Origin of the sequence: Clostridium sp. AF02-29 (assembly GCF_934835585.1) — a bacterium.
Classification (GTDB): Bacteria; Bacillota; Clostridia; order Lachnospirales; family Lachnospiraceae; genus Otoolea; species Otoolea fessa.
Map to the genome: position 1 here is coordinate 39,976 of NZ_CAKVZK010000012.1, position 22,957 is coordinate 62,932.

24 protein-coding genes and 3 tRNA genes are annotated in these 22,957 nt (G+C 50.7%); 5 read left to right on the plus strand and 22 right to left on the minus strand.

The window, feature by feature from the left end:
• Positions 1 to 151 precede the first annotated feature (151 nt).
• The 4 genes from thiC to thiD are packed head-to-tail and all read left to right on the plus strand — an operon-like array spanning position 152 to position 4,373.
• A complete protein-coding gene (thiC, locus tag PUQ60_RS04780; RefSeq protein ID WP_273379487.1) occupies positions 152 to 1,459 on the plus strand; it encodes a phosphomethylpyrimidine synthase ThiC in 1,308 nt (435 codons plus the stop codon).
• A 30-nt stretch (positions 1,460 to 1,489) separates the two neighbouring features.
• On the plus strand, positions 1,490 to 2,038 hold the full coding sequence (gene thiW / locus PUQ60_RS04785; protein ID WP_273379489.1) for an energy coupling factor transporter S component ThiW: 549 nt from the start codon (positions 1,490 to 1,492) through the stop codon (positions 2,036 to 2,038).
• 15 nt (positions 2,039 to 2,053) lie between these two features.
• Positions 2,054 to 2,950: a hydroxyethylthiazole kinase gene (thiM, locus tag PUQ60_RS04790; RefSeq protein WP_273379491.1), complete on the plus strand. Its 897-nt coding sequence runs from the start codon at positions 2,054 to 2,056 to the stop codon at positions 2,948 to 2,950.
• Positions 2,931 to 4,373 (plus strand): bifunctional hydroxymethylpyrimidine kinase/phosphomethylpyrimidine kinase, encoded by a 1,443-nt coding sequence (gene thiD / locus PUQ60_RS04795; protein WP_273379492.1) that lies wholly within the window; start codon positions 2,931 to 2,933, stop codon positions 4,371 to 4,373. The genes thiM and thiD overlap by 20 nt, the downstream gene beginning before the upstream one ends.
• An 82-nt stretch (positions 4,374 to 4,455) precedes the next feature.
• On the opposite strand, the gene PUQ60_RS04800 is transcribed toward thiD, so the two are convergent.
• The 16 genes from PUQ60_RS04800 to PUQ60_RS11455 all read right to left on the minus strand — a co-directional run bounded on the left by PUQ60_RS04800 (position 4,456) and on the right by PUQ60_RS11455 (position 19,258).
• The gene (locus PUQ60_RS04800; RefSeq protein ID WP_022358881.1) at positions 4,456 to 5,070 is read right to left on the minus strand and encodes a cytidylate kinase-like family protein; all 615 of its coding nucleotides are present in this window, start codon (positions 5,068 to 5,070) and stop codon (positions 4,456 to 4,458) included.
• Between the two features lie 320 nt (positions 5,071 to 5,390).
• Positions 5,391 to 5,966 carry a biotin transporter BioY gene (locus PUQ60_RS04805; RefSeq protein WP_273379494.1) on the minus strand — a complete coding sequence of 192 codons (576 nt, stop codon included), beginning with the start codon at positions 5,964 to 5,966 and terminating at the stop codon, positions 5,391 to 5,393.
• Positions 5,967 to 5,984: 18 nt separating this feature from the next.
• Entirely contained in the window at positions 5,985 to 6,938 is a 954-nt protein-coding gene (bioB, locus tag PUQ60_RS04810; protein ID WP_273379497.1) for a biotin synthase BioB, read from the minus strand.
• A 349-nt stretch (positions 6,939 to 7,287) separates the two neighbouring features.
• Positions 7,288 to 8,487 carry a [FeFe] hydrogenase H-cluster maturation GTPase HydF gene (hydF, locus tag PUQ60_RS04815; RefSeq protein ID WP_273379499.1) on the minus strand — a complete coding sequence of 400 codons (1,200 nt, stop codon included), beginning with the start codon at positions 8,485 to 8,487 and terminating at the stop codon, positions 7,288 to 7,290.
• A 19-nt stretch (positions 8,488 to 8,506) separates the two neighbouring features.
• Positions 8,507 to 9,934, minus strand: a complete 1,428-nt coding sequence (hydG, locus tag PUQ60_RS04820; RefSeq protein ID WP_022358886.1) for a [FeFe] hydrogenase H-cluster radical SAM maturase HydG — start codon at positions 9,932 to 9,934, stop codon at positions 8,507 to 8,509.
• Between the two features lie 165 nt (positions 9,935 to 10,099).
• Positions 10,100 to 11,155, minus strand: coding sequence for a [FeFe] hydrogenase H-cluster radical SAM maturase HydE (gene hydE / locus PUQ60_RS04825; RefSeq protein WP_243101499.1), 1,056 nt, complete (start codon positions 11,153 to 11,155; stop codon positions 10,100 to 10,102).
• 90 nt (positions 11,156 to 11,245) lie between these two features.
• Positions 11,246 to 11,512, minus strand: a complete 267-nt coding sequence (locus PUQ60_RS04830) for a TM1266 family iron-only hydrogenase system putative regulator (RefSeq protein WP_022358889.1) — start codon at positions 11,510 to 11,512, stop codon at positions 11,246 to 11,248.
• 506 nt (positions 11,513 to 12,018) lie between these two features.
• Positions 12,019 to 12,783: an amino acid ABC transporter ATP-binding protein gene (locus PUQ60_RS04835; protein WP_022358890.1), complete on the minus strand. Its 765-nt coding sequence runs from the start codon at positions 12,781 to 12,783 to the stop codon at positions 12,019 to 12,021.
• 20 nt (positions 12,784 to 12,803) lie between these two features.
• Positions 12,804 to 13,454, minus strand: coding sequence for an amino acid ABC transporter permease (locus PUQ60_RS04840; RefSeq protein WP_333489850.1), 651 nt, complete (start codon positions 13,452 to 13,454; stop codon positions 12,804 to 12,806).
• A gap of 199 nt (positions 13,455 to 13,653) precedes the next feature.
• A complete protein-coding gene (locus PUQ60_RS04845; RefSeq protein ID WP_118538604.1) occupies positions 13,654 to 14,511 on the minus strand; it encodes an amino acid ABC transporter substrate-binding protein in 858 nt (285 codons plus the stop codon).
• Between the two features lie 290 nt (positions 14,512 to 14,801).
• Complete coding sequence (rpsR, locus tag PUQ60_RS04850) at positions 14,802 to 15,068, minus strand: 30S ribosomal protein S18 (protein WP_022358893.1); 267 nt, start codon at positions 15,066 to 15,068, stop codon at positions 14,802 to 14,804.
• Positions 15,069 to 15,145: 77 nt separating this feature from the next.
• A complete protein-coding gene (locus tag PUQ60_RS04855; RefSeq protein ID WP_022358894.1) occupies positions 15,146 to 15,607 on the minus strand; it encodes a single-stranded DNA-binding protein in 462 nt (153 codons plus the stop codon).
• A gap of 25 nt (positions 15,608 to 15,632) precedes the next feature.
• Positions 15,633 to 15,920 carry a 30S ribosomal protein S6 gene (rpsF, locus tag PUQ60_RS04860; protein ID WP_107001800.1) on the minus strand — a complete coding sequence of 96 codons (288 nt, stop codon included), beginning with the start codon at positions 15,918 to 15,920 and terminating at the stop codon, positions 15,633 to 15,635.
• Between the two features lie 240 nt (positions 15,921 to 16,160).
• Positions 16,161 to 16,355 (minus strand): DUF951 domain-containing protein, encoded by a 195-nt coding sequence (locus tag PUQ60_RS04865; RefSeq protein WP_022358896.1) that lies wholly within the window; start codon positions 16,353 to 16,355, stop codon positions 16,161 to 16,163.
• 23 nt (positions 16,356 to 16,378) lie between these two features.
• Complete coding sequence (locus PUQ60_RS04870; RefSeq protein ID WP_273379508.1) at positions 16,379 to 17,101, minus strand: NAD-dependent protein deacylase; 723 nt, start codon at positions 17,099 to 17,101, stop codon at positions 16,379 to 16,381.
• A gap of 102 nt (positions 17,102 to 17,203) precedes the next feature.
• Complete coding sequence (locus tag PUQ60_RS11455) at positions 17,204 to 19,258, minus strand: GNAT family N-acetyltransferase (protein WP_337955588.1); 2,055 nt, start codon at positions 19,256 to 19,258, stop codon at positions 17,204 to 17,206.
• A gap of 328 nt (positions 19,259 to 19,586) precedes the next feature.
• Between PUQ60_RS11455 and PUQ60_RS04885 the strand changes: the two genes are divergently transcribed.
• Complete coding sequence (locus tag PUQ60_RS04885; RefSeq protein ID WP_273379510.1) at positions 19,587 to 20,951, plus strand: MATE family efflux transporter; 1,365 nt, start codon at positions 19,587 to 19,589, stop codon at positions 20,949 to 20,951.
• On the opposite strand, the gene PUQ60_RS04890 is transcribed toward PUQ60_RS04885, so the two are convergent.
• From PUQ60_RS04890 to PUQ60_RS04915, 6 genes are all read right to left on the minus strand, one after another.
• The gene (locus PUQ60_RS04890) at positions 20,928 to 21,131 is read right to left on the minus strand and encodes a hypothetical protein (RefSeq protein ID WP_273379512.1); all 204 of its coding nucleotides are present in this window, start codon (positions 21,129 to 21,131) and stop codon (positions 20,928 to 20,930) included. The genes PUQ60_RS04885 and PUQ60_RS04890 overlap by 24 nt on opposite strands.
• A 90-nt stretch (positions 21,132 to 21,221) precedes the next feature.
• Positions 21,222 to 21,881 carry a hypothetical protein gene (locus PUQ60_RS04895; RefSeq protein ID WP_273379514.1) on the minus strand — a complete coding sequence of 220 codons (660 nt, stop codon included), beginning with the start codon at positions 21,879 to 21,881 and terminating at the stop codon, positions 21,222 to 21,224.
• A 153-nt stretch (positions 21,882 to 22,034) separates the two neighbouring features.
• On the minus strand, positions 22,035 to 22,421 hold the full coding sequence (locus PUQ60_RS04900; RefSeq protein WP_022358901.1) for a thioesterase family protein: 387 nt from the start codon (positions 22,419 to 22,421) through the stop codon (positions 22,035 to 22,037).
• Between the two features lie 188 nt (positions 22,422 to 22,609).
• A tRNA-Cys gene (locus PUQ60_RS04905) sits at positions 22,610 to 22,680 on the minus strand.
• Positions 22,681 to 22,685: 5 nt separating this feature from the next.
• Positions 22,686 to 22,757, minus strand: a tRNA-Glu gene (locus PUQ60_RS04910).
• A gap of 16 nt (positions 22,758 to 22,773) precedes the next feature.
• Positions 22,774 to 22,846: transfer RNA gene (locus tag PUQ60_RS04915), tRNA-Asn, on the minus strand.
• Between the last annotated feature and the right edge of the window lie 111 nt (positions 22,847 to 22,957).

Here is a 22,957-nt window from a genome sequence, read left to right on the forward strand (position 1 = left end):
TTTACCTGCGCTCGTATATCTTTTACGAAATGGATCATACATATGGCTTTACTGTATCCCCTTTCTTTCAGGAAAAGGAACTCTCTTCTTCAAATTCCCATTTTAGATTTTTAGATTCCGCTCACTTCCCTCCGAAAAAGGAGGACTACGCATGAACTACACCACACAGATGGATGCCGCCCGCAAGGGAATCCTGACGAAGGAGCTTCTGGCGGTTGCCCAAAAAGAGCAGATGGAACCAGAAAAGCTGGTCAAACTGGTTGCTGCCGGACAGGTCGTGATCCCGGCAAATAAATGTCACACCTGCCTGGATCCGAACGGAATCGGCTCCGCACTCCGCACAAAAATCAACGTCAACCTCGGAACCTCCCGCGATTTAAACGACCTTGACATGGAGCTTCAAAAGGTCAATGACGCGGTTGCCATGGGCGCAGAATCCATCATGGATTTAAGCTCCTTCGGCGATACCCAGAAGTTCCGCCGCAAGCTGACAGCCGAGTGCCCGGCCATCATCGGAACCGTGCCGATCTATGACGCTGTGGTTTATTACCACAAGCCACTGCGTGAAATCACATCGGAAGAATGGCTGCAGATCGCGGAAATGCATGCAAAAGACGGCGTTGATTTTCTGACTATCCATGTAGGAATCAATAAAAACACCGCCGAGCGCTTCAAAAAAATGAAACGCCTGACCAACATCGTCTCCCGCGGCGGTTCCATTATCTTTGCATGGATGGAAATGACCGGACAGGAGAACCCATTCTATGAGCATTTTGACCGCCTGCTCGATATCTGTCAGGAATACGACGTGACCTTGAGTCTCGGCGACGCCTGCCGCCCGGGCTGTCTGGAGGACGCAACCGACGTATCACAGCTGGAAGAGCTTCTGACACTCGGTGAGCTGACCCGCCGCGCCTGGGAGAAAAATGTCCAGGTCATGATCGAAGGTCCGGGACATATGCCGCTCGACCAGATCGCTGCCAATATGAAAATTCAGCAGTCCGTCTGCAAGGGTGCCCCGTTCTACGTGCTCGGTCCGCTGGTGACGGACGTCGCGCCGGGCTACGACCATATCACGGCTGCCATCGGAGGCGCAATCGCAGCATCCGCCGGTGCTTCCTTCCTCTGCTACGTGACCCCGGCAGAGCACCTTCGCCTGCCGAACCGTGACGACGTCAAAGAAGGTATCATCGCCTCCCGTATCGCCGCCCACGCCGCCGACATCGCAAAAGGTATTCCAGGGGCAAAAGAATGGGATCGCAAAATGGCGCAGGCACGCGCCCGGCTCGACTGGGAAGAGCAGTTTTCCCTCGCCATCGACCCGGAGAAAGCCCGCCGCTACCGCGCAGAATCAAAACCGGAAAAAGAAGATACCTGCTCCATGTGCGGCAATTTCTGCGCCGTCAAAAACATGAACCGGATCCTTTCGGGGGAGATTGTTTCAATTTTCGATGAGTAATCTTTACATAACTAATTAGGAGGTTTTTCCATGAATCACTCAACTGTATCTGCATCCACTGCATCGGCGCAGACTTTTTCCATCAAAAAAACAGCTCTGGCTGGCATGCTGGTTGCCTTAACTGTCGCTTTATCCGGCTTTTCCATTCCGATCGGTGCATCCAAATGTTTTCCGATCCAGCACCTTGTCAACGTCCTCGCCGGCGTCTTTTTAGGACCGGTTTATGGCGTTTCGATGGCATTTTGTGTCTCTCTCATCCGAAATATTCTGGGAACCGGCAGCCTGCTTGCTTTTCCTGGAAGTATGGTCGGCGCTTTTCTGGGCGCTTATTTATTCCAGAAAACCGGACGTTTCCTGCTCGCTTACCTCGGTGAAGTAGTCGGAACCGGCATCATCGGCGGTACGCTCTGCTACCCGGTTGCTGTCCTTCTGATGGGAAAGGATGTTGCCTTATTCTTCTACGTTCTCCCATTCCTGATGAGTACCGCCTGCGGAACCGCCATTGCATTTCTGCTGATTGAATTTATGCGCCGCATCGGGCTGTTTTCCTACTTAAAACGCCTGCTAAACGCACAGTAAAAGGAGGCGCTCACGATGCCAGACCAGGCTGCCTGTTTATCCAGGGCACTCGCTTATTATCCAGAGCGGGTACGAAAAACCGCGCCGCTCATCCACTGTATCACCAATTATGTGACTGCAGGCGATGTTGCCAACCTGCTCCTCGCCGCGGGCGCCTCCCCAGTCATGACCGATCATCCGGCAGAGACAGCCTCAACTGCCTCTGCCAGCGACGGGCTGGTGCTCAATCTGGGAACCTTAAAAATCGGCTCCGTCACTGCCATGATCCGCGCAGGTCAGGCAGCCAACCAGAAGGGGATTCCGATTATATTCGATCCGGTCGGCATCGGTGTGTCCGCCCACCGCAGACACGCCGCCCGCCGGATTCTGTCGCACATCTCCGTCTCCATCGTGCGGGGAAATTCATCTGAAATCCGGACGCTGGCGAATTTGTTTGGATATCCGGTGGAGAAGGAACAGCACGGGGTAGACACAGTTTCTATGCAAATGCCAGACGCACACGCAAGTTCCAACTCTATTTCAGAACGCCTCCGCACAGACACCCGTATCGCCCGTTTTCTCTCTAAACGTCTGCGGGCTGTTATCGTCTGTACGGGTCCCTGCGATCTGGTTGTCTGCGGTTCTAAAACCGCCCGCATCCACAACGGCTGCCCGGAGCTGGCGCAGATTACCGGAAGCGGATGCATGATGGATGGGCTGCTGGCGGCATTTGCAGCGGCTTCTAAATCTTATTTCTATCCTGCCGTCTGTGCCGTCACTGAAATCGGGTTATGCGGTGAGAACGCCGCAGCACAGATGCGTGCAAACGGCACCGGTCTTGGAAGTTTCCACACCTATTTCATGGATGCTGTCAGCCTGATGACCGGCGAACAGCTGCAAGGAGGTCAAAAAATTGAAATTCCAACGAAATAACTGCCTTTTATATGCGATCACAATGCCACACCGCCCCGGCATGCGTCCGCTGGAGGAACAGGTGCGCGAGGCGCTGGACGCCGGAATCACGATGCTGCAGCTCCGTGAAAAATATCTGTCCGAGGAAGATTTTCTACGGGAGGCGCTTTCCATCCGCAAACTCACCGAGCGCTATCACGTTCCTCTGATTATCAATGACAGCCTCTACGTCGCCATAAACAGCGGCGCCGACGGCATCCATATCGGTCAAAGTGACCTGCCCGCCCGCGAGGTGCGCGCCAAGCTGGGACCGGACAAGATTCTCGGCGTAACCGCCAAAACCGTTGCCCAGGCCCTGGAAGCAGAAAAAGCCGGAGCCGATTATCTCGGTTCCGGCGCTGTATTTCCAAGTCCAACCAAAACAGAGGCCATCCCGATGTCCCGTGAGACTCTGACCGCCATCTGCCAGTCCGTCTCCATTCCGGTTGTCGCCATCGGAGGAATCAACGCTTCCAATCTTTCCACCCTGGCTGGAACCGGCATCGCAGGAGCTGCGATTATATCCGGGATTTTCGGACAGCCCGATATCGGGGCTGCGGTCCGGGAGCTGCGAGAGTGCATTCATAAAAACCACCGCGTTATCCCCGCAGTACTCACCATCGCCGGTTCGGACAGCGGAGGCGGCGCAGGAATACAGGCAGATTTAAAGACCATCACCGCTCTGGGGCTCTATGGAACCAGTGTCATCACTGCGATCACCGCTCAGAATACGCTCGGCGTGCAGGCTGTCTCGCCTGCCTCCCCGGAAATATTAGCGGCACAGCTGGATTCGGTTCTTTCAGATTTAACTCCGCAAGCGATCAAGATCGGAATGCTGGGAAACAAAACTGCCGTTCAGGTTGTCGCAGAAAAACTAAGCGCCTATCCCGATATCCCGGTGGTACTCGATCCAGTGCTTATCTCCACCAGCGGACGCCCTCTGGCAGCTCCGGACGCCATCGCCGCCTCCCAGGAGCTTTTGTTTCCGCGCGCCACACTTTTGACACCGAATCTGCCGGAGGCTGAATTTTTACTTCAAATGCAGACGCATACATTGGACAATGACGCAGGCATAGAAGCTGCCGCCACCCGGCTGTCCCGTCAATTTCACACCGCGGTTCTTTTAAAAGGCGGACACCGGGAAAATCTGCCAAATACCGTCTGTGATGTTCTTTGTCAGCCAGATCAGACTCCACTCTGGTTTTCCAGTCCCCGGATCGAGAATCAAAACAACCATGGAACTGGCTGCACACTCTCATCCGCAATCGCCTGCGGTCTCGCCGCCGGACGTTCTCTGGAGCAGAGTATTCGTGATGCACGTTCCTATTTAAGTGGGGCATTAGCATTCGGATTAAATCTTGGAAATGGAAATGGACCGTTGTTTCATGGATGGAATCTTAGATAGGACATAAAAATAACCGCCCCAGGTCACCTAGCAAAACTTGAGCGGTTATTTTTGCTTAAAATTGTAATTGTTTCGTTATCCCTTACTTCACCGCCTGGCAAATCAACTCCACGCACTTCTCAATTCCCAAATCTCCGCTGTTCAGCATCAGATCATAGTTTTCTCTGTCGCCCCAGCGCTGATTCGTATAGTTTTCATAGTAGATCCGGCGGCGTTTGTCGGTCTGGTGCATAAATTCATCGATATGCTCTTCCAAATCCCCATATTCGTCAATCGCGCGGCGGAGCCGGATATCACGATCCGCATAAACAAAGACACGCAGTACATCCGGACGGCTTCTCAGAATATAATCAGCACATCTTCCGATAAATACGCAGCTTCCGCGCTTTGCCGCCTCCTCGATCGCCTTCTTCTGCGCCACATAGATCTGCTCTGTCAATGGCAGTTCACTGAGCTTCGGCTCCTTCGGATAGGAAAGTCCATACAAAGTTCCCATCGCGAAATTGTAAAGCAGGCTGTTTGTCAGGCGCTGCTCACGATCTGCAATAATTTCCGCTGGAAAACCGATCTCCTTCGCAGCAGCATCGATCAATTCCTTATCATAAAATTCCATTCCCAGTTTTTTAGCGGCAACCAGACCAATCTGACGACCTCCGCTTCCATATTCACGACTGATAGTGATAATCTTTTTCTCCATACAACTGCCTCCTCCCTGTTCCTCCGGAATCTCCCTCTTTTTTCTGTCTTTAGTATAACACACACTCTGAAATTGTTCAAGTTTAGTCACACCCGCTTCTTATTTTTCTGTATTTTATTCCATATATGCGATTATTTCTGTTTTCTTTTGCCTTTATTTTTTCTTTCCTTCTTAGTTTCTATAAAATGTGAACCAACTTCTTCGTTTCATTCAGCAAAAAAAGATGGATGAAAGCGTTTTATGTATTCCACTTTCACCCATCTGTCCTTCATTTTAAATATTATTTTATCTAAACAGTCATTTTTACAGCCAGACGCTTTTTACTCTCCTAACCGGTAAATTTCGCGGCGCAGCTTCGGTCCGATCAAAGCTGTGAAAATGATTTTGACTGCATCGCCCGGCAGATACGGGATAACGCCCACACCCAGTCCGGCTACAAAGGTCATGTTAAGCTGACCTGCCAGCCATACCGTTCCGAAAATATAGCAAATCGCCAGTCCCAGTACCATGCCAACGATATGCAGGGCTACTTTGCCCGGAAAATGATCCACAAAAAATCCAACAATCAGCGCCATCAGGATAAATCCGACGAGATAGCCGCCGGTCGGTCCTGCCAGCTTACCGACTCCTGCCGTAAATCCGGAAAATACCGGAACGCCCACCATGCCAAGCAGCATATAAATCAGGTAACTCACCGTGCAGGCTTTCATTCCCAGCACATATGCTGCCAGATAAATGGCAAGATTTGTAAAGGAAATCGGAACCGGGCTGAATGGAAGCGGAATCGAGAACGGTCCCAGAATACAGGTTACCGCCGTCATCACGCCAATCAGCGCCATCCGTTTGGTTGTAAAGTAAGGTTTGTGCTCCGCTTCTGCGGAAAGTGTTTTACTCATGATATGGATACCCCTTTTTTATAATGTGAATCCCATCGCCGCCAGCATCTCCTGGTCCTCGCTGATGCGGTTTCCGGAGGTTGTCAGCATATCTCCGGTGATGGCTGCGTTTGTGCCGGAACGGAATGCCTGTTCGCCGGAATGTTCCATTGAATTTCGTCCTGCTGCCAGACGGACCATCGCGGTCGGATTGATATAACGGAAAATGGCAATCGTCCGCAAAATCTCATCCTCCGAAAGCGCTGCCTGATGTTCCAGCGGCGTGCCCGGAATCGGACGCAGGATATTGATCGGAATTGACTTGATCCCGAGCTCGCTCAGCGTGATCGCCATGTCGATCCGGTCTTCCCAGGTTTCTCCCATGCCGATGATGCCGCCGGAACAGACGGAAAGCCCTGCCGCCTGCGCGCGCCGGATGACCTCCAGCTTGTCCTCAAATGTATGTGTTGTACAGATATTCGGGAAATTTCTCCGGGAAGTCTCAATATTGGCATGATACCGTCCCACGCCCGCCTCTTTCAGACGGTTGAAATCTTCCTGTGACAGAAGTCCGTGGGAGGCGCAGAGCTCTACCTTGCATTCCTTCTTCATAGCGCGGTATGCCCGAAGCGCCTTCTCCATCTCCGCTCCCGTCAGCGCACGTCCCGCCGTCACGATGGAGTAACGATGTACTTTCTTCGCCTCATGACGCTTGCAGTCCTCCAGAATCTCCTCTGGCTCCAGAAATGGATATTCTTCCACCTTCGTATGATGACAGGCTGACTGCGCGCAAAACTTGCAGTCCTCGCCGCAGCGTCCGCTTCGTCCATTAATGATAGAACACAGATCCACATGGTTTCCGCAGAGCTCCTTCCGGATTTTATCAGCTCCCGCACAAAGCTCATCCAGATCCTCACTCAATAAAAAGCTTAAATCCTCGCCCCGTTTCAGACGGCGTCCCTTTATAATCTCTTCTGCCAGTTGTAAACTCATATCTTCTACTCCTTATCAAAATCAAAGCACTTTTTTCTTTGGTTATCCTTCGATCAAACTTAAAAATATCTCATTTTTCTCATTTAGCTAACTTTCGCTATTATAAACCGTTGATTTTCAAATGTCAACACACTAGATTAATATAGTTTACATTCTGGTGTCTGCGAAATCTAGAAACTGCTTCGCGCGAGTACGCATCCTCGCGGAGCGTTTTTTTCATAGGACGCAATTTCCTATGAAAAAAGCTGCTGTCCGACAGGCATTCCCATCGTCCAGCAGCTTTATCCGCCTTTATTTCTAAGTTTCTAATTATTTACGCTCTTTCTGTTCATTTCTCCGCCCAAATTTCCTACCTGACCGGCTCCAGTGCCCCCATGCTCCGTTTCAAAATTCCCTTCATATAGGCAATCAAAATCCCATAATTGGTCATCGGGATCTCCTGATCGGCAGCGCTGCGAAGACGGCTCTTCATCTCCCGCGCATTCAGCATACAGCCGCCGCAATGAACGATCAGCTTATAACCGGACACATCCTCTGGAAATTCCGTCCCCGATGTAAAATGAAACTCCGGCGCTTTTCCCGTGTACTGGCGGATCCAGTCCGGCAGCTTCTCCGTGCCGATGTCACCGCACTGGCGATGATGCGTACAGCCCTCAGAAATAAGAATCGGATCTCCGTCCTGTATCATTTCCAGCGCTTTGGCGCCCTCCGCTGCCTGTTTCAGATCCCCCTTATACCGCGCAAACAAAATGGAAAAGGAAGTCAGACGCACCTGCGGCGGCGTCAGCCGGTCTACCAGCGGAAATACCTGGCTGTCCGTGATTACCAATGCCGGAGCTTCTTTCAATTTTGCAAACGTCTCCGAAAGTTCACTTTCCCGGCAGACAAACGGCATCGCACCGATGTCCAGCAGATCCCGGATGACCTGCTGCTGCGGCAGAATCAGCCGCCCCTTCGGCGCCGCCTTGTCAATCGGAACAACCAGAATTACCGTATCAAACGGTTTTACTAGATCAGCAGCCAGCCGTTTTTCATCCGTCTCCTGTGACGTAAGACGTGCCATTTGCTCTTTTAACTGCTGGATTCCTTCTCTCGTCCGGGCACTCACATAGGCGGTATGTTCCACAGCCGGTTCCTGTTCCGATTTTCCCGTCAGCAAATCCATCTTATTGTAAACCACCAGATACGGGATTTCCTTCTTCTCAAACAGCCGGATCATCTCTTCTTCCCAGCTGCTGATTCCTTCCACCGCATCCACCACCAGGACTGCCAGATCCGCCTTATTTAAGACTTGACGAGTCTTGCCAACTCTCTTTAAGCCCAGCTCGCCCTCATCGTCGATTCCAGGCGTGTCGATGATAACCACCGGACCGAGCGGCAGAAGCTCCATCGATTTATAGACCGGATCGGTCGTCGTCCCCCGGATGTCCGACACGATCGCCAGCTCCTGCCCGGTCACCGCATTGACCAGACTCGATTTTCCCGCATTTCTCCGTCCAAAAAACGCGATATGTACCCGCTCGCCGGACGGCGTCTCATTCATTCCCATTTTGATCCTCCTGATTTAGTTAAAACCTGAAATCCCGCTGCCCCTTTTCAATTTCAACCAGATTTTTTCTCACGATCTCCTGCACTTTTTCTTTCGGAATCGAACCGATCTCCGCCTGAATCAGCTTCTCTCCAATCTCTTTCGTCCCCGGCGCCGCATAATCCTCCAGATACTCCTTGAGCGTCATCAGCGCATTCGGATGACAACAGTTCTGAATCTGCCCGCTCTTGCACAGGCTCATAAAGCGGTCGCCCGTCCGTCCTTCCCGGTAGCACGCCGTACAGAAGCTTGGGATATAGCCTAATTCCATCAGCCAGCGGACCACCTGGTCGAGTGTCCGGTTGTCGCTCACATCGAACTGCGCCGAATTTTCCTCCTCCGGCTCTTCCTCTGCATATCCGCCGACACTGGTGCGGGAACCGCCGCTGATCTGCGATACGCCCAGCCGCAGCACCCGCTCCCGACAGGCTTTGCTCTCTCTCGTTGAGATAATCATGCCCGTGTACGGAACTGCCACCCGAATGCAGGCTACGATCTTCTCAAAAATATCGTCGCTGATGCCGTTGTCAAAGGTCGATGGGTCGATATCGTCCGCCCGACGGATGCGCGGCACACTGATGGTGTGCGGACCAACACCAAAAACTGCCTCCAGATGTTCCGCGTGCATCAAAAGTCCTGCAAATTCATACCGGTACAACTCCAGACCAAATAAAACGCCGATTCCTACATCGTCGATACCGCCCTCCATCGCGCGGTCCATCGCCTCCGTGTGATAACAGTAATTGTGCTTTGGTCCCGTCGGATGCAGGCGCTCATAGCTCTCCTTATGGTACGTCTCCTGGAACAGGATGTACGTTCCGATTCCCGCCTCTTTCAGCTTCCGGTAATTCTCCACCGTCGTCGCAGCAATATTGACATTGACCCGGCGGATCGCCCCGTTTTTATGCTTGATACTGTAAATTGTCTTGATACTGTCCAGCACATATTCAATCGGATTGTTGACCGGATCCTCGCCCGTCTCCAGCGCCAGACGTTTATGTCCCATATCCTGAAGCGCAATTACCTCCCGGCGGATTTCCTCCTGCGTCAGCTTCTTTCTGGCAATGTGCTTGTTTTTCATGTGGTATGGACAGTACACGCAGCCATTCACGCAGTAATTCGACAGATACAGCGGCGCAAACATGACGATCCGGTTTCCGTAGAAATCCTGCTTGATCTGGCGCGCCAGCTCAAAGATCTCCTCCACCTTTTCCGGGATCTCGCAGTCAAGAAGCACTGCCGCCTCGCGGTGGCTCAGCCCTTTTCGAAGCCGCGCCTTCGCCAGAATCTGGTCAATCAGTTCCACGTTGTTTTTGTTCTTCTCGGCATAGGAAAGAGTCTCTAAAATTTCCTCATGATTGATAAATTCCTCTGCCTTTTGGGATGATGGGTTGTAATTGTAACTCATAGTTTCTTCTCCTTTTCTTACAGGTCAGGATGATAGCTGTCATGTTTTCCTCCGGAATTTTCAATTTCAAAAATGCCAGCATGGTCAGCCGTCCATCGCGTCCTTCCCCGTCAGTTTATTTATCTGTAAGCATCTTTCGATGCCAACAAACCAAATCGCAGGCTTTTACCCCTTATAATCTCCCCGGTCGATGACTACCTCGTACCCGATGCTTTCCATGCGCCTCTTCATGCAGTTGATGCACTCCGCCGCCTCGTCTCCCGTGCAGATTTTATTGTCATAGAGCATATATTTGGCGCGCACCCCGACCGGAGACAGGTTCGGCATCACGACGTTTCCGCCTGCCAGAATCCCCAGTTCGCGTCCCATCGGATGAATCGTTCCGAGCGCTGTCGTCGCCGGAAGCAGCACTTTCGGCTTCAGCAGGCGAAGCAGCCCTAAAAGAAACAGTGTCTCTTCCAACGTTCCTGCCGCCTCCCCGCCAAACGGAGTGTCGTGCTGCGGAATAAACGGACCGATTCCCACCATTTCCGGATCCAGTTCTTCGATAAAACGCATATCTCTCGCCAGACAGCGCGCCGTCTGGTGCGGCGAACCGACCATAAAACCGCATCCGGTCTGATAACCAAGCGCCTTTAAATCACGCAGGCACTGCATCCGGTGTTCAAATGACATCTCTGCCGGATGCAGGCTCGCGTAATGGCACGCGTCCGCCGTCTCATGGCGCAGCAGATACCGGTCCGCCCCTGCCTCTTTCCAGCGTTTCAACGTATCATACTTCTTTTCTCCGAGCGACAAAGTAATCGCACAATCTGGAAATCCTGCCCGGATCGCCTGCACCATCTCCATCACCCAGTCGTCCGTCATCGCCGGATCCTCACCGCCCTGCAAAACAAAGGTGCGGAATCCCAGCTGATAACCATTCTCACAGCAGGAAAGAATCTCCTCCCGACTCAGGCGGTACCGGCTTGCATTTCGGTTGCTCCTTCGGATGCCGCAATAAAGACAGTCGTTTTTGCAATAATTGCTGCACTCAATGAGTCCCCGCACATACACCGCTTTTCCGTACTCTCTTTCCCGGATGCAACGCGCTTTTTCAAAGAGGTAGTCCGCCAGCTCCGGTGAACGTCCCTCGATCAGACTGACCCACTCATCCTCCGTCAGGGACTCCCCCGCTTCCAGACGGTCAATCAATCTCTTTAATTCTGTAATCGTTTCTATCTGTTCAGCGCCTGGACGGACCGCCTCCCGCCACCAGTCAGACGGTCGAAGCCCCGCGCGTGTAAAATCTGCCATTCCGTCACCTCGTTTTCATTCCTGTGCTTCCGGTGCCTTCGAATACAGCGCCTTCGAAGAAATCCCCCGCAGCATCCCCAGCTTCCCGGACAGCGCACTGATCACATCACCCGGCGCGTCAATCACGACGCTGATAATATTCACGTTCCGTTTGTGGTAAGGAATCCCCATCCGCCCTACGATATACTGCCCGTACTGATGCAGCACCTTATTCAACTCTTCCGTATCTCCCGTCTGATCGACCACAATACCGATCACGGCAACTCTTGATTCTGTCTCCATGTTTTTCCCTCATATCTTCCTGTTTATCTGTCCAAATTTTTCTCTACAACAAATACCATTTCAAATATCTCTGCTAAAAACCATGCTGCAATCCTGTCCTGCAAAATCTTCCATCCACAGGCACCACTTTTTCCAGCCCCACCTTTCTATAGCGCAAATGGATCAAAAAGAGCCCGCGCAGACGCGGACTCCATCCATCTCAAAAAGGGTATACGAATCTCCATGAACCGCTCCCCTTTCCTTCAAGACCCGTCTCAAACGTCAGCATCGCTTTTCACCACTTCCAGCATCACCGGAACACTCGATTATTTCTGTTCCATTCCTTTTTGAAAGGTATCTACTGCCTCGCAAATCGGAATACTTGATAAAAGCGTATCACATTTACTGTAAAATTGCAAATAACACTTATATGCTTCCCCATAAAATGCTTCCCCATAAAAAACGGGCGTCGCCGATTTTCCACTCCAAAACCAGCAACACCCATCTTCCATTTTCCTAATTATTTCTTACAGAATCTTCCCATACCGTCCCAAAAAGCTCTTCGTTCTCTCATTATCCGAAGCAAACACCTTCTCCGGCGCGCCCTCCTCGACGATGAGTCCGTCTGCCATGAAGATCACGCGGTGGGAAATATCTTTCGCAAACGCCATCTCATGGGTAACAATCACCATCGCGATGTGCAGATCCGCTAACGACTTAATAACCTTCAATACTTCTCCCGTCAGCTCCGGATCCAGTGCGGAGGTCGGCTCGTCGAAAAACAGAATCTTCGGATTCAGTGCCAATGCACGGGCGATCGCCACACGCTGGCACTGACCGCCGGAGAGCTGGTACGGATAATAGTCCTCCTTATCCTCCAGACCCATTTTTTTCAGAAGCTCGCGCGCCTCTTTATAAACCGTCTCCTTGTCGCGCTTCTGCACATGGATCGGCGCGTCTGTGATATTTTTCAGCACAGAATAGTGCGGAAACAGGTTAAAATTCTGGAATACCAGACCGTACTGGCTGCGGATCTCCTTCATGTCCTTCTTGTCCGCATAGCTGACCTTGCCATCCGCGCCCGTCCAGGCTGCTCTCTTTCCTAAATATACGATCTCGCCGTGGTCCATCGTCTCCAGCATCGTCGCGCAGCGCAGAAGCGTCGATTTACCCGAGCCGGACGGTCCGATGATGGACACGATCTCGCCCTCGCTCACACTCAGTGAAATATCCTTTAAAACCGACAGATCGCCGAATGATTTTTCCACATGATTTAATTCTAACAGGTTCATTTTCCACATTCCTCCCGCTTCTATCGGTAATAATCCAGCTTTTTCTCAATCCATTCCATTGCAACCGCCACAACCAGATTGAAAATATAGTAAAAGACGGCTGCTGCCACAAACGGCATCATATTCGTCTGGGATGCCGCCAACGCCTTGGCGATTGAGAACATCTCCGCCACGCTCAACGTAAACGCCAGAGACGTATCTTTTACCAGCGTGATGACCTCATTCGTCACCGACGGAAGAATCCGCTTGATTACCTGCGGCAGGATGATCTTGAAGAAGGTCTGTGCCTTTCCATAACCCAGAATCTCCGCTGCCTCATACTGTCCGACCGGCATCGACTGGATGCCGCTGCGGTAAATCTCGGCAAAATATGCCGCATAGTTAATGACAAAACCGATGAAGGTAGCCCACAGACGGTAACTGCTGCCGACTTTGATGCGGAACAGATAATACGGTCCAAAATACACCACCATCAGCTGCAGCATCAGCGGCGTGCCTCGCATAATCGAAATATATACTTTTACAATCGTCTGGATCAGCTTGTTCTTCGACATACGCCCGAACGCGATCACGAGTCCTAACGGAAGTGAAAATAGCAGTGTGATCACAAAAATCTGTGTGCTGACTGCCATACCACCCGCAAGCTGTGTAATCATCTGCTGGAGTGTCATCTTACTCATAATTATCCCATACCTGCTTTCTAAAATGTAGATTCGTTACTGTTCACGCATACGTGCCCGGTAACGGAATGTGCTGTGACTTCACAGTTAAACACATAAACCGCGAATGGGGACTGCCATGAAATCATTCACAGCCGTCCCTATTCCTATTATTTAATAATGTTTCGTTTTTACAATCAACGATTAATTACTATTTGCCGATGGTAGTTACGTCCTTGCTAAACCATTTCTCAGAAACTTCCTGTAAGGTTCCATCCTCTGCCATCTCTTCCAGAGTGCTCTGAACTTTATCTCTTAACTCGGTGTTGCCCTTCTTGAAGCCTACGCCGTATTCTTCCTCAGAAAGGGAATCGTCCAGAATCTTGAAATCAGCGTTTCTCTGCTGAATCTGATAGCCAGCTACGATTACGTCCATCGCAATGGCATCAACGGCGCCCTGCTCCAGATCCATGAATGCGGTGTTGTAATCAGCGGTTGTCAGAAGCTCCTTGAAAGTAGCGGTCAGTTCCGGTGCCTCTTTTAAAGCTGCCTCTGCGGAAGAATCTGCCTGAACCTCTACGATCTTGCCTGCCAGATCCGCCTGGCTGTTGATATCCGAATCATTGGCTACGACAAATACCTGCTGGTTTGCCATGTACGGCTCAGTCCAGGTATAATCATCCTCACGACCCGTCATCGTAAATCCATTCCAGATGCAGTCGATATTGCCGGACTCAAGCTCCATATCTTTAGAATCCCAGGCAATCGGCTGTGCCTTATATTCCAGACCCAGACGTTTTGCAACTTCCTGTGCCAGCTCCAGGTCAAATCCGGTATACTCGCCGTCATCGCCTACAAATCCCATCGGTGGGAAATCCTGATCAAAACCAACAATCAGAGTGCCGCCGTCGGTTGTCTTCGCCTCTTCTGCGGTGGTTTCCTCTGCCTGGCTCTCAGCCGCTTCTGTGTCTGCTGCGGTTGTCTCTGCTGCGCTGTTGCTGCTGCCACATGCGGTCATGGAAAGTGCCATTACTGCAGCCAGCGCTGCGCTCACAAATCTCTTTTTCATAATTGGTGTCCTCCTCATTTTCAGACAGTGGAAGCCGTTCTCCCTTTGCCGGTTTCCGTCTCGCTTTTTAATATGCTACCATATTAGCATACTAAAGCGTTTTTGTAAAGCACTTATTTTCGAAATCTGTCTTTTTGTGTAATAGGAAATTCCATGGAATTTCCTATTATACAAAAAGGGATCCCACATGATCTCTCACATGGAATCCCAATCATTTTTATCCTCAATAATTGAGTGAAATTTGAGTAAAAATCTTCTTTTACCCTTAAAAAAACCTTATTTTACAAGGATTACTCGCAAACATACGGCATCAGGGACAGATGTCTTGCTCTCTTGATAGCTACAGTCAGAGCTCTCTGATGTTTAGCACAGTTGCCAGTGATACGTCTCGGAAGGATTTTTCCTCTCTCGGATACGTATCTCTTTAATTTATTTGTATCTTTGTAATCGATTTCGCCGTTCTTCTCGCCGCAGAATACACAAACTTTTTTTCTTCTACGCATACCGCCTCTTCTGATCTTGGAAGCGTCTGTTTTATCGCCTTTATTGAATGCCATTGGTCTTTCCTCCTTCACACACATCAGCCTGATGGCGCTCTCGCGCACTCCGTCCGCCGGGGGACCGATTCCCGAACCTAGTTGAACGGAAGGCCTTCGTCTTCTACTCCATCAGGAATATTCATGAATCCATCGCCGATTGCGCTGGACGGAGCCGGGCGCTCTGCCGGACGGTAACCGCCGTCGCTGTTGCCAGATGCCGCATTCTTGCTCTCTGCAAATTCCTGATCCTCTACAATCACTTCTGTCGTATATACTTTCTGGCCGTCACGATTGGTATAGCTGCCAGTCTGAATTCTTCCGGTTACTACGAGCTTGGTTCCCTGATGAAAATACTTCTCAGCGAATTCGCCTGCTCTGTCAAATGCAACACACGGAATGAAATCCGCTGTCTGTGCGCTGTCGTCTCCGTTTCCGCCTCTGCGGCCTCTGCGGTCTACTGCCAGCGTGTATCTGGCGATTGCCATAGCTCTCTCGCCCTGAGAGTATCTCACTTCCGGATCTCTCGTTAATCTGCCCATCAGAATTACTTTATTCATACGATCACTCTTTCTTTATCTACTCTTACGCATCCTGTCTTACGCATAAGTATCTGATAACCGGCTCCATGATGCGGATGTGGTTCTCCACCTCATTCGGGCATACGGAATCAGACTCGAAATGTACGAAGTAGTAGAATCCTTCTTTCATTTTCTGAATCTCGTAAGCAAGTCTCTTCTTGCCCCATTCATCAATGTCAGTTACTGTACCGCCGAAACGTGTGATGTAACCTGTTACTTTCTCCATCGCTGCGGCTCTCTCTTCGTCCTCGAGTTTTGCGCTAAGAACAACTGCTAATTCATATTTGTTCATGCTCTTTCTTACCTCCTTGTGGTCACTGACCCCCTGACTCCAGCAGGGAGTAAGGATTTTTGTGTTATATATTACCGAATATCTATGATACCAAAAAAGGAACGGCTTGGCAAGCACTTTTTCGAGATTTTCTATGTAAATTTTCTCGTTTTTTCCGGGCTTTCTGCCCCTTCTTACGGCATTCTTTTACTGACTGCCAGATCATGAAGCTGCCTGCATCTGTACGCCCACCCGCCGCTCTTATTCGGACTTCTCTCCCGCTTTTTTCAGTCCTCTGGTACTCTTTTCTACCAATGGTCGTGCCATCATCACCTGATGCCCGCAGCCGGCACATTTCAAACGGAAATCCGCGCCGACCCGCAGGATCTCCCACTCATGGCTGCCGCACGGGTGCGGCTTTTTGAGTTTTACAATATCTCCAACCTCGTATACCATTTCCTCTCTCCCCTGTTACTACCTTATACTCCGACCGCGTCCCCCAGCACCTTCCCGATGCTGTCGCTGATAACCAGATCCGCCTGACCATCGCGCGAGGTCGCTGATTTATTGATCAGAACCAGTTTATTTCCATGATAATAATCAATCAGCCCCGCTGCCGGATACACCACCAGCGAGGTGCCGCCGATGATCAGCATATCTGCCTTGCGGATATGGGCAATTGACCGCTCAATTACCTCATTGTCCAGTCCTTCCTCATACAGCACGACATCCGGCTTGATCACGCCGCCGCAGCCGCACTTCGGCACGCCCTTCATCTTCAAAATATCATCCAATCCGTAAAACCTGCCGCAGCGCGTACAATGGTTGCGGAGCACCGATCCGTGCAGCTCCAGCACCTCTTTGCTGCCTGCTGCCTGGTGCAGCCCGTCGATATTCTGGGTAATGACCGCTTTCAGCTTTCCTTCCTGCTCCAGCTTCGCCAGTGCCAGATGCGCCCGGTTCGGCTTTGCATTCGGGAACAGCATCTTATTGCGGTAAAACCGGTAAAATTCCTCTGGCTTTCTCATATAAAAGCTGTGGCTTAAAATCGTTTCCGGCGGATAGTCATACTCCTGATGGTACAGCCCGTCCGTGCTTCTAAAATCCGGGATATTGCTCTCGGTCGAAACACCCGCCCCGCCAAAAAATACAATATAATTTGACTCATTAATCCAATTTTTTAATGTGTCTGTCTCTCCCATCTGACGCACTCTCCTCTCCTTTTTCTGAAAACATAAAAGCGGTTGCTATTAGTTTACATAAAATCAGCACATTCTCTATCCTATACAATTACAGCACGCACTCTACACGATCTCATCCAGATACACGCCGTTCACCGTATCCACCTGTGCCAGAATCTCTGCCAGCCCCTTATTTTCAAGCTGTCCGCCCCAGATTTCTTCCGCTTTCCGGCAGCCAAACAGCCAGCTCACCAGCTCTTCCGGCTTCGTCTCCAGCCATATGGAAACATTTTCCGTGCAGCCGCAGGTATCCGGCTCCGGTTTCCGCGCCTTCAGGCTGGAACCTGTCTCCCCGATCGTCCAGACAAACTCACCGTTGTTCATTTCCAGAATCGGATCATTCATACGGATGCCCAGTGTGAGTATACGTTTTTCTTCTCCCTGCTGCTCTGCCTGTTTTAAGCCAAATGCCGCCAGCAGCGCCCCGATATTCGTCAGGCGCGCCATATTCCACGGCTTCTCGCCCGTCTTGACCGTGTATGCGTCCTCCGCATACAAAAGCCGGTGTTCACGGACTTCCCAGCCCCAGTAGGCATCCAGGCCAACCAGCCTGCCGTCCTGTTCCAGGAATTCCAACGTGCCATTTTCAGAAGCCAGCTCCTTGATGAGACGGCTCACATACGCCGCATCCCGGCGCGTATACATCTCATACCGTGCGCCCAGCCACTGTTCCATATAGACAGCAGCCCGCCCGCAGTCCTCCGGAGTATCCTGGCACACCGTGCGCGTCAGCGTCTGTTTCGCCTTCTCGGTCAGCTCATAGGATGCCACATTTCCGATGAAGGTAAATCCCATCGGCGCATACACAGCTGGGTTGACCGGAACCAGATACGTGATCGGCTTTCCGGCTGCCTCCTCGTCGTGAAGCATTTTCACAAATACGTCCCGGAAATGTCCCTCGCGGCGGCGGCTCTCCTCGGTCGCCACCCCGACCAGATAATCGAGCTTCCAGAGGCGTCCACGCAGCTTCACCGCATACGGATTGTACTGCACCATCGAAATCAGAAGTCCATTATCCTTTTTCACCAGAATCTCGTTATCCTTCGTCTTTTCCTTATAATAATACTCGATAAAACTCTCCGAATCTTCCGGGAAACACATATGCCAGAGATGCTTCGTCTCGTCCTTATCCTCCGCATCCAGATACGTCAGCACACTTCCCGCCGTCGTATTGGCGATCTGCTCCGCCCAGTGATAGCCCTTGCTGCCGTTTAACAGCTGTTCTACCAGATATTTGCGTGCATAATCCGCCGGATAATACGTCATTTTCGCCTTCCGGAGTCCCTCTAAGCCCATATCGTCCTCGCGGTTGACCCACTCAGCCTCAGGAAATTCCTCTATCAGGAACTGTTGGTTGATAAACTGGTACAGACCGTTGATCTCCGGGTTTGCCTTCTCAATATGGATAACCGCCATATGTTCCACCGGATTGTAGCTTCCGATCGTAAATGCCTCCATCTGACCGTCGATATACACGCCGCCCATGTGGATGCTGAATTCTGAACAGTTTTTCAGAATATCGTGAATGCCCTTTACCTCATAATCGAGATGTTCCTCGACCTCCTCGCCCTTCTGCTGTCTCCAGCGGTCCAGAAAAACCCAGACATCGTGGCTGTCCGAACAGCACAGACGGCGGTACTCATAGCGCCCCTCATATTCGCGCTTAAATGCGTTGACGCGGTTTTTCTTCTTATGCAGTTTCTTTCCTGCCAGGGAACGCATCGCATCGCCGTTGTAGAGATAATCTCTCGAATCGACCTGCTCTTCCACCAGATATTTGTCCTCCGGCAGATTTAAATATTTCACTGCATACTCATCCGCCAGATTGATAACCAGCGGATATCCCAGTTCTTCATTAAAATACTCCTCAATCGCCGCAAACGCCCCCGGCAGGTCTTCCTCCCGGCACAGCGGCATCGCGGAAAAACAACGTCCTTCATTCTCCATCAGCCATAAAAGCGCCTTATTTTCCCAGATTGCATAACGGACATTATAATAATCTTTCCAGACATAGCTCTCCAGAAATACGCTGTCGCACGTCATATTGTGGCGCATCGCGTAAAACGGAAGCATCTCCTGGATACTGTTAACTTCAATTTTTTTAAACTCTAAACTCATGAAACCTCCTGTGTAAAATCAAAGTGGGTTTTATTTGCCTTCTCATATTATACCATAAATACTAAATTCAGCTATCGCCTTTGGCTCTGCTTCATTAAGAATTTAGGTATGACTCGCACTAAGCTCGAAAACACCTCGCTAAGTGCTCATATTATACCACAAATTTCCTACTTAAAAACAAGGATTTTCTTCCCTTGACTCTATAATTATTGTAGACATTATAGTTATTTCTGATAAACTATACTCAGAAAATGATTTCTGCGGCATTTTCTTTCTGACGGCCGACGGCAGAGTCATCTATTTTTACCAGAAAGACGAGGATTTATTCATGGAAAAGAATCTCACCTCCGGCAGTGTGCTGAAAACAGTTATCTATTTCTCCCTGCCATATTTGTTATCTTATTTTTTGCAGACACTCTACGGCATGGCGGATCTGTTTATTATCGGGCAGTTTGGAGGCGTGGATGGGACGACGGCGGTCTCGGTCGGCAGTCAGGTCATGCATATGCTGACGGTTATGATCGTTGGTCTGGCGATGGGCGCAACGGTTCTCATCGGACGCGCGGTCGGCGCGGGTGACCGGAAGCTTGCGGCGCGCGGCATCGGTAACACGATTTCCTTATTTGCAGGTCTGTCCATTCTTCTGACCGGACTTCTGCTGACGGCGGTTCACGGCATTATCAGGCTGCTGTCTGTCCCGGAGGAAGCAGTAAACGGCACCGCGGCATATCTGATGATCTGCTTTGCCGGCATCCCGTTCATCACCGCCTACAATATCATCAGCTCTATTTTCCGCGGCATGGGCGACTCCAAAAGTCCGATGTATTTCGTTGCAATCGCCTGTATTATCAATATTGCGCTTGATTACCTTTTAATGGGCGTGTTTTCGCTCGGTCCGTCCGGCGCGGCGCTCGGCACGACCCTGTCACAGATGTGCAGTGTCCTGATCGCCCTGGTCGTAATCATTAAAAAACGGATGTTTCCGGGTTTTCGTCTCCGTGACCTCCATCTACATAAGACTACCATAGCCTCCATCCTGCAGGTCGGAATCCCAGTTGCATTTCAGGACGGCTTTATACAGGTTTCTTTTCTGGTTATTACCATGTTTGCCAACCAGCGCGGATTAAATGATGCGGCGGCGGTCGGAATCGTTGAAAAGCTGATCGGAATCCTGTTTCTGGTTCCATCCTCGCTTCTCTCCACGGTTTCCGCCCTCTCCGCTCAAAACCTGGGCGCCGGAAAACCTGAGCGTGCCCGTCAGACGCTGCGCTACGCGATCTGCATCACATTTTCTTTCGGGCTGGTCATCTCAATTGCCATGCAGTTTGCTGCCGGTGCCGCCGTCTCCCTCTTTACTGATGAGGCAGAGGTTGTCCGGCTCGGAACCCAGTATATGAAGAGCTATGTGCTGGACTGCATGATCGCCGGTATCCATTTCTGCTGCAGCGGTTTCTTCTGCGCCTGCGGACTGTCCGGGCTGTCGTTCCTGCACAACTGCATCTCGATCGTGGTAGCGCGCATCCCGCTCGCATGGCTCGCATGCCGCTATTTCCCGGAAACACTGTATCCAATGGGACTCGCAGCGCCGATCGGATCTCTCATCTCCGTTGCCATCTGCCTGATTGCATTGCGGTGGATTAGACGGCATCCGGAAAAGCTGGTTATGAATTTACATCCAGTTGAAACTGAATAAATGCTGCATTCCCATCTGGATCTTGAAACTTCCATCCGCCAGTTCGACAAGTCTCAGACTGAAACAGCGGTCTGACCTGGAAAGGTCGGTGTCGGCATTTCGCCGGAAGCTTTCTCCATTCCGAGCACAGACAAATGGCAGGAAACTACCTGCATGGTTGTCCGCTTTCGCGGCAGCCATCAGGAAGCTCCTGCCCCATATAAAACTCTTCTGCAATTTATCCGGGAGCATTCTCTCCCCATCACCGGATTCTACCGTGAGATCACCCGCTTACTTTTCCCGCATCTCCAGCAGTCTCCATGCCTTCTTATTCTGGACTTCCAGCACGGAACCACAATATTCACACTTTTTCAACCCCAGCTTCTGAATCGGTGCACCGCAGTTTGGACAGATAAGCGAAACCGCTGCCCCTGCTGTTTTCGTATCCTCATAGACATATACCAGTTCCGTCTCATAAACCGTCTGAATCAGATTCGAATGCAGTTCTGACTGCATCTCAGGCGTTTTCTTATATTCAGTCATTTCCTCATACTCGACCGCCGACTCACACAAAATCCGGCAGAGTCCTTTTTCCTTCTGATAGCGGCTGATGACCGTCCGGTGGATATGTACCTTCTGATACTCTTTTTCCAGTTTTTTTCTCAATTTTGTCTCGATCTGAGCCTTCCACTCACTCCAGTTAAACTCCGGGAAATCTTTTGCAATCTGCGGCAGGCACAGCCGGTCCATTCCCGCCAGCGAACACGGTTTGGATGCGTCTGGCTGCGTCAAATCACCTTCTGATAAATGCTTTGCCACATACCGAAGCACCTGTACCTCCGGCGTACTCGCCAGCTGCCGCATTTTCCTCTTTATTTTGCGGTAAATCCACCAGACAAGCGCTGCCGCAATCAAAATGCCAATGATCCACCCTATCGTTTCTGTCCGCACCGCTGCCTCTCTTTCTATGTTGCTGCACACACACGTGACCAGTAACTTTTCTTTATCTCTATTCACACGCATGGCATACCACAAACTGATTTTGCCGCTCCCCCTTATTCCAGAACGGCAAAATCCGCGCATGATACTTAAACCTGATACTCCTTATTCCGCCTTGCTCGCAGCCTTGTCGCTCATCGCCTTTGAATTTACCATGATCCGCAGATGGGACCCTTCGCCGCATTTGCCCTTCTCATCGTTTACTTCAATATCAAACCACATTTTCCGGCGCTCAATGCTGCGGAGTTTTGCAGTCGCTGTTACCTTCATTCCCACCGGCGTCGGCGCCAGATGGCGGCAGTGAATCTCCGCTCCGACCGTCGTCTGTCCTTCCTCCAGATACGATTTCGCCAGTTCCAGCGCTGCCGCCTCCATCAGGGCCACCATATTCGGAGTAGACAAAATTTGGGAACCTGCGCTTCCGATTCGCTTTGCCGTCATCTCATCCGTTACTTCCCAGGTCAGGCTGTATTCCTGTAATTTTTCTGCCATTTTCGCTTCCTCCATATTATAAAATAATTTTGTCGCGGCTATTTAAAATGCCGTTTCGTGAATGATTCTATTATAGCAGAAGATGTGAAAATCGGATAGCGCCATCTTACTTCACAGCTAATCAAACAGTTAAAATTCCGAAAATTCATGTAAAACAAAAAAGGAACCATCTTTCGATGATTCCTCAGAGGCGACAACCAGATTTGAACTGGTGATCAGGGTGTTGCAGACCCACGCCTTACCACTTGGCTATGTCGCCATAAATGACCCCAACGAGATTCGAACTCGTGTTACCGCCGTGAAAGGGCGATGTCTTAACCGCTTGACCATGGGGCCAGATATTAAATTAAAACTCCCCGAGTAGGACTCGAACCTACGACAGCGCGGTTAACAGCCGCGTGCTCTACCGACTGAGCTATCGAGGAATAAAAGGTATATACCTTCAAAACTGCACATTGAATTTCTTCTACTTTCTATCTTTCATCCTTTTAGGAAATAACTTCCTCTTACCTATCCTTAACCATAACCTTTTGGTT

Bases quoted from the DNA above. Each gene is read 5' to 3' on its own strand.
- thiC (WP_273379487.1), top strand. From the start codon at position 152: ATGAACTACACCACACAGATGGATGCCGCCCGCAAGGGAATCCTGACG.
- thiW (WP_273379489.1), top strand. From the start codon at position 1,490: ATGAATCACTCAACTGTATCTGCATCCACTGCATCGGCGCAGACTTTT.
- thiM (WP_273379491.1), top strand. From the start codon at position 2,054: ATGCCAGACCAGGCTGCCTGTTTATCCAGGGCACTCGCTTATTATCCA.
- PUQ60_RS04800 (WP_022358881.1), bottom strand. From the start codon at position 5,070: ATGGAGAAAAAGATTATCACTATCAGTCGTGAATATGGAAGCGGAGGT.
- PUQ60_RS04805 (WP_273379494.1), bottom strand. From the start codon at position 5,966: ATGAGTAAAACACTTTCCGCAGAAGCGGAGCACAAACCTTACTTTACA.
- bioB (WP_273379497.1), bottom strand. From the start codon at position 6,938: ATGAGTTTACAACTGGCAGAAGAGATTATAAAGGGACGCCGTCTGAAA.
- hydF (WP_273379499.1), bottom strand. From the start codon at position 8,487: ATGGGAATGAATGAGACGCCGTCCGGCGAGCGGGTACATATCGCGTTT.
- hydG (WP_022358886.1), bottom strand. From the start codon at position 9,934: ATGAGTTACAATTACAACCCATCATCCCAAAAGGCAGAGGAATTTATC.
- PUQ60_RS04830 (WP_022358889.1), bottom strand. From the start codon at position 11,512: ATGGAGACAGAATCAAGAGTTGCCGTGATCGGTATTGTGGTCGATCAG.
- PUQ60_RS04835 (WP_022358890.1), bottom strand. From the start codon at position 12,783: ATGAACCTGTTAGAATTAAATCATGTGGAAAAATCATTCGGCGATCTG.
- PUQ60_RS04840 (WP_333489850.1), bottom strand. From the start codon at position 13,454: ATGACACTCCAGCAGATGATTACACAGCTTGCGGGTGGTATGGCAGTC.
- PUQ60_RS04845 (WP_118538604.1), bottom strand. From the start codon at position 14,511: ATGAAAAAGAGATTTGTGAGCGCAGCGCTGGCTGCAGTAATGGCACTT.
- rpsR (WP_022358893.1), bottom strand. From the start codon at position 15,068: ATGGCATTCAATAAAGGCGATAAAACAGACGCTTCCAAGATCAGAAGA.
- PUQ60_RS04855 (WP_022358894.1), bottom strand. From the start codon at position 15,607: ATGAATAAAGTAATTCTGATGGGCAGATTAACGAGAGATCCGGAAGTG.
- rpsF (WP_107001800.1), bottom strand. From the start codon at position 15,920: ATGAACAAATATGAATTAGCAGTTGTTCTTAGCGCAAAACTCGAGGAC.
- PUQ60_RS04865 (WP_022358896.1), bottom strand. From the start codon at position 16,355: ATGGTATACGAGGTTGGAGATATTGTAAAACTCAAAAAGCCGCACCCG.
- PUQ60_RS04870 (WP_273379508.1), bottom strand. From the start codon at position 17,101: ATGGGAGAGACAGACACATTAAAAAATTGGATTAATGAGTCAAATTAT.
- PUQ60_RS11455 (WP_337955588.1), bottom strand. From the start codon at position 19,258: ATGAGTTTAGAGTTTAAAAAAATTGAAGTTAACAGTATCCAGGAGATG.
- PUQ60_RS04885 (WP_273379510.1), top strand. From the start codon at position 19,587: ATGGAAAAGAATCTCACCTCCGGCAGTGTGCTGAAAACAGTTATCTAT.
- PUQ60_RS04890 (WP_273379512.1), bottom strand. From the start codon at position 21,131: ATGGCTGCCGCGAAAGCGGACAACCATGCAGGTAGTTTCCTGCCATTT.
- PUQ60_RS04900 (WP_022358901.1), bottom strand. From the start codon at position 22,421: ATGGCAGAAAAATTACAGGAATACAGCCTGACCTGGGAAGTAACGGAT.